The 13,923-nt window shown below is 65.3% G+C and carries 15 protein-coding genes and 1 tRNA gene; 1 reads left to right on the top strand and 15 read right to left on the bottom strand.

Going from position 1 to position 13,923, the window contains the following annotated elements; translation table 11 throughout:
- Positions 1–58: 58 nt before the first annotated feature.
- From KYE46_RS12760 to cysG, 5 genes are read right to left on the bottom strand one after another with little or no spacing between them, the layout of a single operon-like run.
- Positions 59–517, bottom strand: a complete 459-nt coding sequence (locus KYE46_RS12760) for a DUF934 domain-containing protein (protein WP_219000996.1) — start codon at positions 515–517, stop codon at positions 59–61.
- 22 nt (positions 518–539) lie between these two features.
- Positions 540–1,253 carry a phosphoadenylyl-sulfate reductase gene (locus tag KYE46_RS12755; RefSeq protein WP_219000995.1) on the bottom strand — a complete coding sequence of 238 codons (714 nt, stop codon included), beginning with the start codon at positions 1,251–1,253 and terminating at the stop codon, positions 540–542.
- The gene (locus tag KYE46_RS12750) at positions 1,243–2,904 is read right to left on the bottom strand and encodes a nitrite/sulfite reductase (RefSeq protein WP_219000994.1); all 1,662 of its coding nucleotides are present in this window, start codon (positions 2,902–2,904) and stop codon (positions 1,243–1,245) included. The genes KYE46_RS12755 and KYE46_RS12750 overlap by 11 nt, the downstream gene beginning before the upstream one ends.
- Before the next feature lie 3 nt (positions 2,905–2,907).
- Entirely contained in the window at positions 2,908–3,204 is a 297-nt protein-coding gene (locus KYE46_RS12745; protein ID WP_219000993.1) for a DUF2849 domain-containing protein, read from the bottom strand.
- Positions 3,204–4,622: a siroheme synthase CysG gene (gene cysG / locus KYE46_RS12740; RefSeq protein WP_219000992.1), complete on the bottom strand. Its 1,419-nt coding sequence runs from the start codon at positions 4,620–4,622 to the stop codon at positions 3,204–3,206. The genes KYE46_RS12745 and cysG overlap by 1 nt, the downstream gene beginning before the upstream one ends.
- Positions 4,623–4,762: 140 nt before the next feature.
- Between cysG and KYE46_RS12735 the strand changes: the two genes are divergently transcribed.
- Entirely contained in the window at positions 4,763–5,239 is a 477-nt protein-coding gene (locus KYE46_RS12735) for an Lrp/AsnC family transcriptional regulator (RefSeq protein WP_219000991.1), read from the top strand.
- Here KYE46_RS12735 and KYE46_RS12730 read toward each other — a convergent pair.
- The 10 genes from KYE46_RS12730 to KYE46_RS12685 form a co-directional block, all read right to left on the bottom strand.
- Positions 5,196–6,428, bottom strand: a complete 1,233-nt coding sequence (locus tag KYE46_RS12730; protein WP_219000990.1) for a bifunctional alpha/beta hydrolase/OsmC family protein — start codon at positions 6,426–6,428, stop codon at positions 5,196–5,198. The genes KYE46_RS12735 and KYE46_RS12730 overlap by 44 nt on opposite strands.
- 111 nt (positions 6,429–6,539) lie before the next feature.
- The gene (gene dddP / locus KYE46_RS12725) at positions 6,540–7,871 is read right to left on the bottom strand and encodes a dimethylsulfonioproprionate lyase DddP (protein WP_219000989.1); all 1,332 of its coding nucleotides are present in this window, start codon (positions 7,869–7,871) and stop codon (positions 6,540–6,542) included.
- A gap of 245 nt (positions 7,872–8,116) precedes the next feature.
- The gene (locus KYE46_RS12720; protein WP_219000988.1) at positions 8,117–9,202 is read right to left on the bottom strand and encodes a 2'-deoxycytidine 5'-triphosphate deaminase; all 1,086 of its coding nucleotides are present in this window, start codon (positions 9,200–9,202) and stop codon (positions 8,117–8,119) included.
- 74 nt (positions 9,203–9,276) lie between these two features.
- Positions 9,277–9,353 (bottom strand) — tRNA-Pro (locus tag KYE46_RS12715).
- A gap of 59 nt (positions 9,354–9,412) precedes the next feature.
- Positions 9,413–10,180, bottom strand: coding sequence for a MerR family transcriptional regulator (locus KYE46_RS12710; RefSeq protein WP_219000987.1), 768 nt, complete (start codon positions 10,178–10,180; stop codon positions 9,413–9,415).
- A gap of 103 nt (positions 10,181–10,283) precedes the next feature.
- Entirely contained in the window at positions 10,284–10,586 is a 303-nt protein-coding gene (ihfA, locus tag KYE46_RS12705; protein WP_219000986.1) for an integration host factor subunit alpha, read from the bottom strand.
- A 97-nt stretch (positions 10,587–10,683) separates the two neighbouring features.
- Positions 10,684–11,664: a beta-ketoacyl-ACP synthase III gene (locus KYE46_RS12700; protein ID WP_219000985.1), complete on the bottom strand. Its 981-nt coding sequence runs from the start codon at positions 11,662–11,664 to the stop codon at positions 10,684–10,686.
- Positions 11,661–12,758: a phosphate acyltransferase PlsX gene (gene plsX / locus KYE46_RS12695; protein ID WP_219000984.1), complete on the bottom strand. Its 1,098-nt coding sequence runs from the start codon at positions 12,756–12,758 to the stop codon at positions 11,661–11,663. Before plsX ends, KYE46_RS12700 begins: the two co-directional genes overlap by 4 nt.
- A gap of 31 nt (positions 12,759–12,789) precedes the next feature.
- Positions 12,790–12,993, bottom strand: a complete 204-nt coding sequence (gene rpmF / locus KYE46_RS12690; RefSeq protein ID WP_219000983.1) for a 50S ribosomal protein L32 — start codon at positions 12,991–12,993, stop codon at positions 12,790–12,792.
- A gap of 235 nt (positions 12,994–13,228) precedes the next feature.
- Positions 13,229–13,783: a YceD family protein gene (locus KYE46_RS12685; protein ID WP_219000982.1), complete on the bottom strand. Its 555-nt coding sequence runs from the start codon at positions 13,781–13,783 to the stop codon at positions 13,229–13,231.
- Positions 13,784–13,923: the final 140 nt, after the last annotated feature.

Raw genomic sequence — 13,923 nt, 5'->3', positions numbered from 1 at the left:
CGCATCGATGCGCCCGCTCCTTAGCAATAATCGGTGATATGTTTCAGGGAAAGGGCGCTCACGCCACCCCGGTGGCCCTGGACGCGTTGTCGCGGGCCAGCGAGGCGCCGCGCAGGCGGGCCTGATAGTCATGGGCGCGCCAATCGGCGCGGGCGAGCCACTGGTCCTCGGGCTGGCGCGCGGCGAGGGCGGCGTCGATGGCGACCTCGTCGAACCCCGAACGCCGGGCCATGGCGTATTGGTCCGCCAGCACGTGGCCATCCGCGCGCAGGCGTCCCCGGTAGCCCATGGCGCGCAGGCGGCGCGCCAGCGTGAACCCGCGCCCGTCGGCGGAGGAGGGGAAGCCAATGCGGATCATGGTTAACCGCGTTAACGCATCCGCCAAGAGCGTCACGTCGTCCGAGGGCGCCACGTCCACCGCGGTCGCGTTCGCGGGCAGCCCGTCGGCCAGAGGGGCCGCGCAGCCATTCCAATCGTCCGGCGCGAAGCCTGTGTCGGTTACAATCGTCTGGGCCATTTCTGGTCCTTTCTTACAAGTCTCAGGACGCGCGTCGCTGCGGGACGCCATCGATGAAATGAATGCCGCACTCGGTCTTCTGCTGTCCGCGCCACCGTCCGGCGCGTGGATCCTCGTCGTCCTTGGCGGGCGTCGTGCACGGCTGGCACCCGATCGAGGGGAAGCCCTGAGCGACCATCGGGTGTCGCGGCAGATCGTGCGAGGCGATGTAATCGCTCACCATCGTCTGCGTCCAATCTGCCAGCGGGTTGATCTTGATGCGGCGCGCGTTCTTCTCGTAGAGCGGCAGCGATTGCCGCGCGCCACCATGTATGCGCTTACGCCCGGTGATCCAACCGCCGAAGCCCTCCAGAGCGCGTTCCAGTGGCTCTGTCTTGCGCAATGCACAGCAGGCGTCGGGGTCGAAATGGTGCAGGATGCCGTCCACGTCGCGCTCCAGCAGGGCGGCGCGGGAGGGCTTGATCACGCGGATGTCTGTCAGCCCCAGATGCTCGGCCACGTCGCGCTGGTAGGTCAGCGTCGCGGGGAAAAGGAACTCCGTATCCACGAAGAGCACAGGCGCCCCCTTGTCCACCTGCGCCAGCATGTGCAGCAGCACGACGCTGTCGGCGCCGAAGCTGCTGACCATGGCGACCGGGCCGATGGCCTGATCGTCGAGGGCATGGGCGATGATCGTCTGCGCATCGCTCTTGCGGTGCAGGAGCGTGCGGCGTTCGGCGAGTTCCTTAAGCGGCATCTGCTTTGGCCTCCGGGTAGAGCGCGGCCTTGAAGGGCGCCGCGCCAAGACGTTTGTAGGCGTCGAGGAAGGTTTCATCGGCGCTTTCGCGCAGCTCCAGATAGCCGCGCACCAGCCGTTCGATGGCATCGACGACCTGATCGTAGGCAAAGCCCGGACCGGCGCGCTCGCCGATCACCGCATCGGGGCCACCGTCACCGCCAAGGGTGATCTGGTAGTTCTCCACCCCCGCCCGGTCGAGGCCGAGGATGCCGATGTGGCCCACGTGGTGATGGCCGCAGGCGTTGATGCAGCCCGAGATCTTGATCTTCAGCGGCCCGACCTCGTGCTCCAGCTTCAGCTCCTCGAAACGCGTGGCGATCTGCTGCGCCACGGGGATCGAGCGGGCCGTGGCCAGCGCGCAGTAATCCATGCCGGGGCAGGCGATGATGTCCGAGGCCAGCCCGATGTTGGCGGTCGCAAGACCCGCCTCGGCCAGCGTGTCGAAGACCGTGCGCAGGTGGCGCTTGGGCAGATGCGGCAGGATCACGTTCTGCTCGTGGCTGATGCGCAGCTCGTCATGGGCATAGGTCTCGGCAATATCCGCCAGAACCCGCATCTGGTCGCTTGTCGCATCGCCGGGCGTGGCGCCGTGGGCTTTGAGCGAGACGGTCAGGATCGTGTAGTCCGGGTGCTTGTGATCCACCGCGTTGGTATCCACGAAGCTGCGGAAAACGGGGTCGTCGGCGTATTGGGCCTCGAACTCTCCGCTTCCGGCCACGAAATCCGGCGCGGCAAAGTCGGCCTTGATCTTCTCCAGCAGCGCCATGTCGGCGCCGTTGAAGGCGGCGCGGCGGGGGATGAACTCCTCATCCACGAGGCGGCGGATCTCGTCGATGCCGTTCTCGTGCACGGTGATCTTGATGCGCGCCTTGTACTTGTTGTCGCGCCGGCCGAGCAGATTGTAGACGGCCACGATGGCCTCCAGATACGGCAGCAGGTCGTCGAAGGCGACGAAATCCGCCAGCACCTTGCCGATCATCGGCGTGCGGCCAAGGCCACCGCCGACCAGCACCATCGCGCCGATCTCGCCGTTGCGCTCCACCAGCCGCAAGCCGATGTCATGGGCCGCCGTCACCGCCCGGTCGAAGGCAGAGCCGGTCACCGCCACCTTGAACTTCCGCGGCAGGAACTGGAACTCCGGGTGGTCGGTGGACCATTGGCGGATCAGCTCGGCCACGGGGCGGGGGTCCGCAACCTCCTCGGCGGCTGCACCGGCGAAATGGTCCGCCGTGACGTTTCGGATCGTGTTGCCCGAAGTCTGGATCGCATGCATCCCCACCTCGCCGAGCGCGTCGAGCATGTCGGGCACGTCGCGCAGTTGGGGCCAGTTATACTGGATGTTCTGGCGGGTGGTGAAATGGCCATAGCCCTTGTCCCACCGGTCCGCGATCATCGCCAGCTGCCGCATCTGCGCGCCGTTCAGCGTGCCGTAAGGGATTGCGACGCGCAGCATGTAGGCGTGCAATTGCAGGTAGAGGCCGTTCATCAGGCGCAGCGGCTTGAACTCGTCCTCGGTGAGCGAGCCGTCGATGCGGCGCTCCACCTGGGCGCGGAACTGGGCGTTGCGCTCGGCCAGAAAATCACGGTCGAAATCGGTGTAGGCATACATGGATCAGGCCTCCTGCTTGCCGTGGGGGTAGTTGGAGGGGCCGCGGGTGCGGAAGGCCTCGCGGAAGTGGACGGGTTCGGGACCGCGCGCGCCGGGCGTCGCATCGGCAAGATAGGGGCCGACGACCTCGTGCGCCTGGGCTTGCGCCTCCAGCAGGCGGATCTCGGCGGTGCCTTCGTCCTTGATCAGGTCGGCCTCGGCATGGTCGCGGGTCCAGTCACCATGGGCAGTGAGGTAGACGACGTCGCCCTCAAGCAGGGCATTGGCGGTGACGACCTTGGGGGTAAATGTACGGGGCATCAGGCAAATTCCTCTTGCAGGGCAGGGAGTTGAGCGGCCTCTTGTTGCAGGCGGGCGAAGCTGTTGGCCCGCGGCGAAAGGCCGAGCATCAGGATCACCGGCCCCTCCGGGGCGGCTTCCTCGAGGTCGGCGGGCAGGCGAGAGAGGGTGGAGGCGATCACGCGGGCGTCGGCGCGCGAGGCGTTCTCGATGGCGGTCACGGGCGTGTCGGGGCCCGCGCCATGCATCATCAGGCGGCCTTGCAGGAACCGCGCACCCTTCGCGCCCATGTAGATCGCGGCGACCTCGCCGGGGCGGGCGAGGCTGCGCCAATCGTGCTCGGCAAAGCCCTTCACGTCATGACCGGTCAGGAACCGCAGCGCGCCGTTGCGGCCGCGCTTGGTGAGGCTCTGGCCAATCTGCGCGCTCGCGGCATTGGCGGCGGTGACGCCGGGCACGATGGCCCAGTCCACACCGGCGGCGTCCAGCGCGTCGATTTCTTCGTCGAGGCGACCATAGACGCCCGGATCGCCGGACTTCAGCCGCACGACATGGGCACCTTGCAGCGCGTGGTCGACCATCGCGGTGGCGATATCTTCCTGCTTGGTGGAGGGACCGAAGCCCTTCTTGCCGACATTAATCATCTGCGCCTCGCGCCGGGCGAGCTCGAGGATTTCGGGCGAGACGAGGCGGTCATAGATCACCACGTCAGCCTGATCGAGCAGCTTGCGCGCCTTCAGCGTCAGAAGGTCCGGATCGCCAGGGCCAGCCCCCACGAGGTCCACGCGCCCCTTCTCGGGGGCGGCGCGCAGGTGATCGGCAAGAAGGCCGTCCAGCGCACGCTCGACGCCCTCTTTCCCTTCCTTCGCAAGGGCTTCCGGGCCTTTCCTGAAGTAGAAATCCGACCAAAAATCACGCCGCTTGCGCCCCATGGGCAGGGCGTTGGCAGCGGCGCGGAACCCTTGCCCGATCCGCGCCAGCAGCCCGAGGGAGGCTGGCAATTGCGCTTCGAGATCCGCCTTGATCTTGCGCGCCAGAACCGGGGCCGCGCCCTCGGTCCCGATGGCGACGGTGACCGGATCGCGGTCGACGATGGCGGGGGTGATGAAGGCGGAGGCGTCGAGGTTGTCGACCACGTTGACGAGGGCGCCGTCAGCGCGCGCCAGCTCGGCCACGCGGGCATCCTCGGCATCGTCTTCCGACGCGGCATAGGCCAGCGAGGCACCAAGCGCATCGCCCGGCGCAAAGGCGCGCTTCACAAGGCGCAGCCGGCGCTCGGCATCCCATGCAACGATCTCGGGCGCGGGATCAGCCGCGAAAACGGTGACATGCGCCTCGGATTTCAGGATCAGGCGCAGCTTGGCCAGCGCGGCCTCTCCACCCCCGGCGAGGACAACACGTCGGCCCCGCAGGTCGAGGAAGATCGGAAAATGGCGCATCGCAGAACCTCACAGGCAATTTCTTCCCCCAATCTAGGATATTTTCCCGGTAAGTAGCAGTATCCGCTTGCTGTTAAGGACGCATGTTCTGTATCCAGCGAAGGATAGAACTCCTGTCCGCCAAACCAAAGGTTGCCCGAATGTCTGTTCAGATCGATGCGCTCGACCGGAAAATCCTCATCGCCCTGCAGGAAGATGCGAGCCGCTCCCTTGAGGAAATCGCCAAGCATGTCGGCTCTTCCAAGACGCCGGTCTGGTCCCGGATTCGCAAGATGAAAGAGGCCGGGGTCATCGGCCAGCAGACTGTGCTTCTCGATGCCGATGCGCTCGGGCTGGAGGCCTGTTTCTTCGTGCTCATCCGCACCTCGGAGCATGAGGCGGAATGGCAGAACAAATTCCTGAAAACGCTCAGGGAACGGGCCGAGGTGATGGAGGCGCACCGGCTGGCGGGCGACATCGATTACATCCTCAAGGTCCGCGTCGCCAATGCCCGCGCCTACGATGAATTCTACCAGGCGTTGATCTCGGAGGTGCGGATCTACAACGTCACAGCACTCCTGAGCATGGAGGAGATCAAGTCGACGCCGCTTCTGCCTCTTGCGTCAGTTCCGTCTTGATCGTCGCGCCCGCTTCCAGCGACTTGTGGACCGGGCATTTGTCCGCAATCTCCCGCAGCCGCTTGCGTTGCGCGTCATCCAGTTCACCGCGCAGCGTGATGACCCGTGTGAATTCGTCCAGCGGGCCGCCATCGACGCCCGCATCCTGCGCGTGGACCCGGTTATGGGTCACGTCGACCGAGACATGCTCGAGCGGCCATTTCTTGCGCCGCGCATACATGCGGATCGTCATCGAGGTGCAGGCCCCAAGCCCCGCCGCAAGGAGTTGATAGGGCGTCAGGCCCCGGTCCGTGCCGCCATAGCTCTCCGGTTCATCGGCGAGCACATGGTGCTTCGGCCCCGCGTTCACGTCCTGCAGGAATCCGTCGGGATCGACCTCCGAGACGCGGGTCACGCCTTCCGGTGCCCCGATGGGCGGCGCGGGGTGTTTCAGGTCAAGATACCGCCCCGCCCATGAGGCGATCACATCGGCCGCGTAGTCCGCATCCTTGGCGCCGGTGATCAGATGGTCGGCATCATCAAGGGTCACGAAGCTCTTGGGATGCTTGGCGGCCACGAAGATTTCCGTCGCGTTTTCAATGCCGACGATCGCATCGCGCGGCGCGTGGAGGACCAGAAGCGCGCGGTCGAGGGTCGCGATGTCCTCGGCCAATGTCTCGGCCTTCACGTCGTCCAGAAAATCTCGACCGATGCGGATGGTGCGGCCCCCCAAATCGACTTCTCCCACGCCGTCGCGGTCGATCATCTCCAGCGCGTCACCGAAATTATGCGCCACATGGGCAGGATCGAAGGGCGCGCCGATGGTGACGACCGCCTTGGAAGAGGGGATATTATGCGCCGCCCGCAAGACAGCGGCGCCGCCAAGCGAGTGTCCGATCAGCAGGGAGGGGGCCATCCCGCGGGCCGCCAGCGTCGCGGCCGCGGCGATCAGATCATCGACGTTGGAGCTGAAGGAGGTGTTCTCGAACTCGCCGCTGGAATGGCCCAACCCGGTGAAATCAAAGCGCAAAACCGCGATCCCGTGGGAGGTGAGCCGCGCCGCGATGCGACGCGCGGCGATCACATCCTTGCCGCAGGTGAAGCAATGCGCCAGCAGCGCCGTCGCTAGATGCGGGCCCTCCGGAAGGTCCAGGCGCGCGGCAAGGTGATCTTTGGCGTGACCGGGAAAAGTGAAGCGTTCCGTCGGCATGAGTTGGTCCCCCTTGTGGACTCAACATGTGGTCCGCATGCCGAGCGTCGCAAGAAATTTGTCAGGCCGCTCACGGGTCTGTGTGCTGACGTTCGGTTCGCGTGAGGGGGGTTAGCTCTGCCCCATCAATGCCTGATCGAAGGGATATGTGGTCAGATTCTCGTACCCCGTCTCGGTGATCAGGACCTGATCCTCCAGCTTGATGCAGAAATCGCCGCCTTCCTCGCCCACCAGCGCCTCGACGCAGAGCATCATGCCCGGCTCAAGCTCGTAATCGAAGGCATCGTCGTGGTGATGATCGGGGTAGCCCACGTGGGGCCATTCATCGCAGAGGCCCACGCCGTGCATCTGGCACGAGTATTTCCGCGCCCAGTATTTGTCAGCCAGCTTGTGCCCGTTGTGGACCAGATCATTGATCGAGCGGCCGGGACGCAGGCGCTCCATGTTGACCATGATGTGCTCATGGGCATGCTGCATCGCCTCGATCATGTCCGGGCGCGGCTTCCCCGGCCCGGTCCACCATGTGCGGGAGATGTCGACGCAGAGCCCGTAGCAGCCGATCAAATCGGTATCCAAGGCACTGATTTCATTGGGTTGCAGGGTTCGGGGGCCGCATTCCTGGAACCAGGGGTTGGTGCGCGGGCCGGAAGAGAACAGCCGCGTTTCGATCCATTCGCCGCCGCGCTTGATGTTCTCGGCGTGGAGCACGGCCCAGACCTCGTCCTCGGTGCGGCCGGGCTCGATCGCTTCCTCCATCGCCTTGAGCGATTTCTGGCACGCGTCCACGGCGCAGCGCATCGCGAGGATCTCGTCGGCGCATTTGATCTTGCGGGCGTGCTCGGTGACCAGCTCTCCATCCGACAGGACCAGCCCCCGCGCCTCCAGCGCCCGCGCGCCATGGAGCATGATCTTGTCGACGGCAAGGCGGGTGTTCGTGCCCGCCCGTTCGGCCAGGATCTCGGCCACCTCGGCGCTGAAGGTCTCGGCCACCTGCGCGCCGCGGTCGCCGGCGGTGAAGTAGAACATCGACGCGCCCGAGCGAATCTCGCGCACCAGCGGGTTGTGATCGGCCAGAAACGGCGCGTTCTTGTATTCCCACAGCACCATGTGCCCGTCAGCGCAGACGAGGCAGGCGCGGAACGGGTTGTGGGTGTTCCAGAGCTGCATGTTGGTGGCATCGGTGGCGTAGCGGATGTTGAGCGGGTCGAACATGAGGACGCCGGCCAAGTCGCGTTGCTGAAGCTGGTCGACCAGCCGTGAGAGGCGGTAGCGGCGCAAGGCTGGCAGATCGGGCAGGGTCAGGCCCGCGGCCTCCCACTCGGCATAGGCCAGCGGGGTGGGCCCGATCTCGATGCGGTCGTTGTCGTTGAGGGTGCCATCGGGCAACATCGCGCCCTTCGCGGGGTCGATCTTGCGGATGGTGCGGCGGTAGGCTTGGTTCATGTTCACACTCCCTTGGCCAAGCGTCGCGCGGGCGGGAGGCCTCTGCCTGTCAGATCGCGGCGTCAAAGGGTCGGAAACGGACCATGATATGCAGGGCTGAACGCGGCAGGGATTGCGGGCGTGGGGTGCGGTGCTTGCTTCGGGGGGCGAGGCCCCCCAAGGGGGCGCTGCCCCCTTGCGCATCATTTGCTGCGCAAAGGATGCTGACCCCCGCCGTATTTTTAAAAAGATGAAGGGAAGGCGAGCTAGCCTTTGAAGTGTTTCGAGAGCTTCAGGCCCTGGCCCTGGTAGTTGGACGCGATGTCGGCGCCGTAAAGCTGCGAGGGGGCTGCGGCCATGGTCTCGTAGACGAGGCGGCCCACGGTCTGGCCGTGCTCCAGAACGAAGGGCGCCTCATGGCAGCGCACTTCGAGGACGCCGCGCGCAGGCACGCCGTGGCCAAAGCCCGGGTCGAAGAAGCCGGCGTAATGGACGCGGAACTCTCCGACCATTGCGAGGTAGGGGGCCATTTCGGCGGCGCAATCTGGCGGGATGGTGACCGCCTCGCGGCTGACGAGGATGTAGAAGGCGCCGGGGTCGAGGATGATCTGGCCGTTGTCGCTGTGGATTTCCTCCCAGAAGTCGGCGGTCTTGTGGGTGCCGATCTGCGTCAGGTCAATGACGCCCGCATGGGGTTTGGCGCGGTAGCCCACCAGAGTGGTATTCCTGGGCGAGAGGTCGACGGAGAAGCCCAGGCCCTCGTCTATCAGCGGGGTCTGGTCGACGAGGGGGGTCTCATCGTGGCGCGCCTTGAGCGCGGCGTCGCTGAGCACGGCCTGGCCGCGGCGGAACCGGATCTGGTTCAGGCGCAGGCCGGGCTCGATCTTCACCGAGAAGGAGCGGGGGCATATTTCCGCGTAGAGCGGCCCGGTGTAGCCTGCGGGGATGCGGTCGAACTCCACGCCGCCGTCGGCGATCACGCGGGTCAGGCAATCGACCCGCCCGGTGGAAGACTTGGCGTTGCAGACGGCGGTGATGTCATGGGGCAGGGCGAGGCTCTCGGTCAAGGGCACGACGTAGACGCAGCCTTTCTCCAGCACCGCGCCCGGGGTCAGGTCCATCTCGTGCATGGTGAACTCGGGCAGGCGTTCGGCCACTGTCCTCTCCGCCCCGGTGAGGAAGGACGCGCGGACGCGGTAGGCCTTGGTGCCGAGCCGCAGATCGAGGCTTGCGGGCTGGATCTGTTCGGCCGGGATGGCAGGCCGGGCAGAGATCGCGCCCGCATCGATCATCGCGGAGATCGCGTGGTCGGGCAGAACGCCGTGGGTGCTGGACGAGAGGGAATCAGTCATGGTGACACCGCTCCTACACGGGCGCGGCGGATCTCGCAATTATGGAGAAGTGGCAGGGAGGTAGAGCGGTTGATTGGTCGGGCTAGCAGGACTCGAACCTGCGACCTTCCGTCCCCCAGACGGACGCGCTACCAGGCTGCGCCATAGCCCGACTGACGGCCCTTCTAAGGATTTCTGGGGGCGACGCAAGAGGCACTTCGCGAATGATGCTCAACCGGCGCGGGAGTGTTGGCTGATCCGGTCTCGCAGTCGGGCGAGGGCGGCGATTTCGCCGGTCAGGGCGCGGCGCTGCGCGGCGGGGAGCTGCGACAGGGCGACCAACGTGCCGAGGGGGCCTTCTGCCGGATCGGAGGAGACGCGCTTGGGGGAAGGCGCGCTTTCGGGCGCGCTTTCGGGGGGCTCGGAGGGGGTATTGGCCACGTCTGGCGCGGCTTCCTCGGTGGCAGGCTCGTCGCGGGCGGGCGCTTCTGGCGCCGTCGCTTCGGGTGTTTTAGCGTCCGAGGGAACTCCCTCTGCGGCCTCCTCAGCCTTCGTGGCGGCACTGGCTTCCTCGGTCTCGGACCGTTCCTCCGGCGAGGGTTGCTCCGGTTCGCCGCTTGGCTCCGCGGCGTCAGCTGGCTCATCGCGCGCCTCGGCCTTGGCGTCGTCTTCCCAGGCGGCAGTCGGCTCCATCTCGATCACGTCAGCGCTGTCGGCGAAGCTGTCGATCGAGGGGGAGAGGGCGGTGACCGCGCCAATGCCCTCGTCCGAGATCATTTTCTGAACGCCTCGTATCGTCAGGCCGCGATCGTGGAGGAGCACCTTGATACCGCCGACCAACTCCATGTCGGCGGGGCGGTAGTAGCGCCGCCCACCGGCGCGTTTAACCGGTTTGATTTGCGGGAATTTCGACTCCCAGAACCGCAAGACGTGAGCGGCAACATCCAGCCAGTCAGCGACCTCGCGGATCGTGCGGAAGGCTTGCGCGGATTTGGCCATGTCTCACGTCCTCTGCTCCGACACGCCCGTGCAATCAGGGAAGCGCGCCGATAATCGGTGCCTCTGCCGGCTTGCCCTCTCGCGGGACAATGCGGCCCTCGTGCTACTTGCGGTTGCCCGCTGCAACACGGTCTTTCATCAGGTGCGACGGGCGGAACGTCAGCACGCGGCGCGGGCTGATCGGCACTTCTTCCCCGGTCTTCGGATTGCGTCCCACGCGGGCGGTCTTGGAGCGGACCGAGAAGGTTCCGAACGAGGAAATCTTGACCTGTTCCCCGTCCACCAATGCGTCCGACATCATCTCCAGAACACGCTCCACCAACTGCGCACTTTCGTTGCGCGACAGACCGACTTCGCGGAACACCGCTTCGCTCAGGTCCATGCGCGTCAAAGTTTTTGCTGACATCAATTCCGTCCCCCTGTTTCCGCAGCAGGATGAATTATGCGGTTTATTTAGTCAATCCAGTGTGTTGCGGGGTGACGCTTCACCGGCAGATGAACGCTTACCAGCGCAGCACCACGGAGCCCCAGGCAAGACCGCCGCCGATGGCTTCCGTCACCAGCAGATCACCGGGCTTGATGCGCCCTTCCTGAACGCCCACGGACATCGCCAGCGGGATGGAGGCGGCCGACGTATTGCCATGGTCCTGCACCGTCACGATGCACTTATCCATTGGCAGTCCGAACTTCTTCATCGTGCCCGAGATGATGCGGATGTTGGCCTGATGCGGCACGACCCAGTCGACATCGGGGATGCCGACGCCGGCTTTCTCTAAGGCGGTGGAGGCAGTTTGTGTAAGCTTTTCAACAGCGTGGCGAAAGACTTCCTTGCCCTGCATCTTCAGAACGCCGGTGGTCCCGGTGCTCGACACGCCGCCGTCGACATAGAGCAGATCCTTAAAGGAGCCGTCGGAATTCAGATCGGTGGCGAGGATGCCGTGATCCTCCGAGGTGCCGGCGCTCTCACGCGCTTCAAGGATCAGCGCGCCCGCGCCGTCGCCAAACAAAACGCAGGTGGTGCGGTCCGACCAATCCATGATCCGGCTGAAGGTTTCGGCCCCGATCACCAGCACCCGCTTTGCCTGGCCCGAGACGATCAAGGCGTTGGCATTGGCGAGCGCGTAGACGAATCCGGCGCAGACGGCCTGCACGTCGAAAGCGAATCCCTTGGTCATGCCAAGCCCCGCCTGCACCATAGTGGCGACCGAGGGGAAGGTGAGATCCGGGGTCGAGGTGGCGACGATGATCGCATCAACGTCCGCTGCTTCAAGCCCCGCATGGGACAGCGCTTTTTGCGCGGCGGCCACGGCCATCTGGCTTGTCGTCTCGCCTTCGGCGGCGAAGTGGCGCCGCTCGATTCCCGACCGCGACTTGATCCAGGCGTCCGACGTCTCCAGGCCTTCCATCGCTTCGAACTCGGCGTTCGGGACCACCCGCTCGGGAAGGTAGTGGCCGATACCAACGGGAACCGCACGGAGTGTCATTCGGATGATTCCTCTTGTTGGATGGCGAGTGTCGCGGCGGCCTCTGATTGCGCGATGCGCGCGGCCAGCCGTTTGTGAAAGCCCGTGGCCGACAGCTGTGCCGCAAGCTGGATCGCCGCGGCGACGCCGGTCGAATCGGCAGAGCCATGGGACTTTACCACAGTGCCGTTGAGGCCGAGGAACACGCCGCCGTTGACCCGGCGCGGGTCGATGCGTTTCACCAGCCGCCGCAAGGAGGTATAGGCCAGCAGCGCCGCGATGCGGGAGAAGGGGGTCTTCTTGAACGCTTCGGACAATTGCTCGCGGATCAGGCGCGCGGTGCCTTCGCCGGTCTTCAGCGCGACATTGCCGGTGAAGCCATCGGTCACGATCACGTCGACGCGGTCCGAGGGCAGGTCTCCGCCCTCCACGAAGCCAACAAATTCGAAATCGGCGGCCGGGGCCACGCGCTCGATCATGTCGGCGGCGACCTTCAGCTCGGCGCGGCCCTTGTGCTCTTCCGTGCCCACGTTCAGCAAGCCGATGCGCGGCCGCACGAGGTCGAGCCCGTTACGCGCATAGCTCGCGCCCATCAGCGCATATTGCAGCAGGTCCTCGGCATCGGCGCGGATATCGGCGCCCACGTCGAGCATCACGTTGAAGCCCGAAGGGTTGCGCGAGGGCCAGAGGCAGGCAATGGCGGGGCGGTTGACGCCTTCCAGCTTGCGCAGGCGGATCATCGAGATCGCCATCAGCGCACCGGTGTTGCCACAGGACACCGCGACCGAGGCCTCTCCGGCCCGGACTGCTTCGATCGTCGACCACATGGAAGTGTCTTTGCCGTTGCGCATCACGTGGGACGGTTTGGCGTCCATCGTGACCACGCCCTTGGCGTGCCGGATCTCGCAGATCTCGGCCAGGCCGCGCTTCTTGGCGATCAGACGTTCCAGCTCGGGACCGTCACCATGCACGATGAAGCGCAACTGCGGGTTGGCAGCCGCAGCTTTCGACAGGCCGGAGACGACAGCGCCGGGGCCAAGATCGCCCCCCATCGCGTCAATGGACAAGACGGTGTCTTCCACCGCACCTTCCGTTAACGCTGCACCATCGCTCATGTATTCCGGCCCGCCTCAGGTCAGGCGGCAGTTAGGCCGCGTCTTCGTCAAGATCGACTTCGTCTTGTACGACAACGTCACGCTCGTTGTACACGCCGCAGGAAGGGCAGACGTGATGCGGGCGCTTCAGCTCGCCGCAGGACGGGCATTCGTTGGGGTTTGCTGCAGTCAGTGCATCATGTGCGCGACGCATACCGCGCTTGGAGCGCGTGATCTTACTCTTGGGGACAGCCATGTCACAACCTCGGGTTTGGGACCGCGCCGCCCACCGTTGGGCCTTGCGTCTCTAATCTAAATTTCGTCTCGCGTGCCGATTGTCTGGTGTCACTTTCAGGCCGGACGCGAAGCTTCGCGGCATGGCCCAGGCGACATCAAAACCGGGGTGCGAATGAGGCCGGGAACATACTCTGATTCCGCAGCCATGCAAGCCCTATTCCCCAATGCCGTTCAGAGCAATGGGTGACCTGCATTCAGCCCTCTTTTTCAGGGTCTTCGTCGGCACTGCTCAGCTTATCGCGCAGCGCGGCGAGGCCGGCAAGGGGCTTGGCGTCCTGATCGGTCATCGGCGCGACGCCCGGCGCGGCGAAAACCGCCTCGCCCAGTTCGACACCTTCGGCGCGCGGATAATCGGGCAGGGCAAGGGCAAGCGCCTCGGACATCAGGTCGTGCAGGTTCAGCTGCTGCGGCAGGGGCTCGGGCGTATCATCCTCGGGGATCTCGAAATCCTCCTCGGTCGGCTCGGGCATGTCGGCGAGGTAGCGGCGCTCGACCTCCGTATCGATCCGGGTGGTGACAGGCTCCAGCGTGACGACGCATTCCTGCACCGCCGTCGCGCCGAGGGTGGCCTTCAAGTGCCAGTCGTTCTTGCCAGAGGGCTGCAACACCCCTTCCAGCCGCAGCTTGCGAAGGCCGAGCAGGGACAGGTCCTCGGCGATTTTCTTGCGGACTGCCGCATCGGGTTCCACCGAAAACGTCGTATCCTTGGCGCGGCCCAACCGCGCGAGGGCCAGAACTTCAGGTTTCATGGGGCCTCCGGCATCAATAAATTCGGGGCATCATCAGAAGGTGAGGGGGCTTTGCTTGCCCCAAGCGCGCCCCTGCGTTAAGCCGATATTCAGCTTCGTGTGCGTTCGCAAGTCGTGTACGGTGCCCTCGACCTGTTTTG

Source organism: Gymnodinialimonas ceratoperidinii, from assembly GCF_019297855.1.
GTDB lineage: Bacteria > Pseudomonadota > Alphaproteobacteria > Rhodobacterales > Rhodobacteraceae > Gymnodinialimonas > Gymnodinialimonas ceratoperidinii.
The sequence above is the reverse complement of the archived record's forward strand: the minus strand, read 5'-3'. Positions and strand labels throughout refer to the sequence as shown.

Excerpts from the sequence above, each read along its gene's own strand:
- KYE46_RS12755 (WP_219000995.1), bottom strand. The coding sequence starts at position 1,253 with ATGCCGCTTAAGGAACTCGCCGAACGCCGCACGCTCCTGCACCGCAAG.
- plsX (WP_219000984.1), bottom strand. The coding sequence starts at position 12,758 with ATGAGCGATGGTGCAGCGTTAACGGAAGGTGCGGTGGAAGACACCGTC.
- rpmF (WP_219000983.1), bottom strand. The coding sequence starts at position 12,993 with ATGGCTGTCCCCAAGAGTAAGATCACGCGCTCCAAGCGCGGTATGCGT.
- KYE46_RS12735 (WP_219000991.1), top strand. The coding sequence starts at position 4,763 with ATGTCTGTTCAGATCGATGCGCTCGACCGGAAAATCCTCATCGCCCTG.
- cysG (WP_219000992.1), bottom strand. The coding sequence starts at position 4,622 with ATGCGCCATTTTCCGATCTTCCTCGACCTGCGGGGCCGACGTGTTGTC.
- dddP (WP_219000989.1), bottom strand. The coding sequence starts at position 7,871 with ATGAACCAAGCCTACCGCCGCACCATCCGCAAGATCGACCCCGCGAAG.
- KYE46_RS12700 (WP_219000985.1), bottom strand. The coding sequence starts at position 11,664 with ATGACACTCCGTGCGGTTCCCGTTGGTATCGGCCACTACCTTCCCGAG.
- KYE46_RS12730 (WP_219000990.1), bottom strand. The coding sequence starts at position 6,428 with ATGCCGACGGAACGCTTCACTTTTCCCGGTCACGCCAAAGATCACCTT.
- KYE46_RS12710 (WP_219000987.1), bottom strand. The coding sequence starts at position 10,180 with ATGGCCAAATCCGCGCAAGCCTTCCGCACGATCCGCGAGGTCGCTGAC.
- KYE46_RS12720 (WP_219000988.1), bottom strand. The coding sequence starts at position 9,202 with ATGACTGATTCCCTCTCGTCCAGCACCCACGGCGTTCTGCCCGACCAC.
- KYE46_RS12750 (WP_219000994.1), bottom strand. The coding sequence starts at position 2,904 with ATGTATGCCTACACCGATTTCGACCGTGATTTTCTGGCCGAGCGCAAC.
- KYE46_RS12760 (WP_219000996.1), bottom strand. The coding sequence starts at position 517 with ATGGCCCAGACGATTGTAACCGACACAGGCTTCGCGCCGGACGATTGG.
- ihfA (WP_219000986.1), bottom strand. The coding sequence starts at position 10,586 with ATGTCAGCAAAAACTTTGACGCGCATGGACCTGAGCGAAGCGGTGTTC.
- KYE46_RS12745 (WP_219000993.1), bottom strand. The coding sequence starts at position 3,204 with ATGCCCCGTACATTTACCCCCAAGGTCGTCACCGCCAATGCCCTGCTT.
- KYE46_RS12685 (WP_219000982.1), bottom strand. The coding sequence starts at position 13,783 with ATGAAACCTGAAGTTCTGGCCCTCGCGCGGTTGGGCCGCGCCAAGGAT.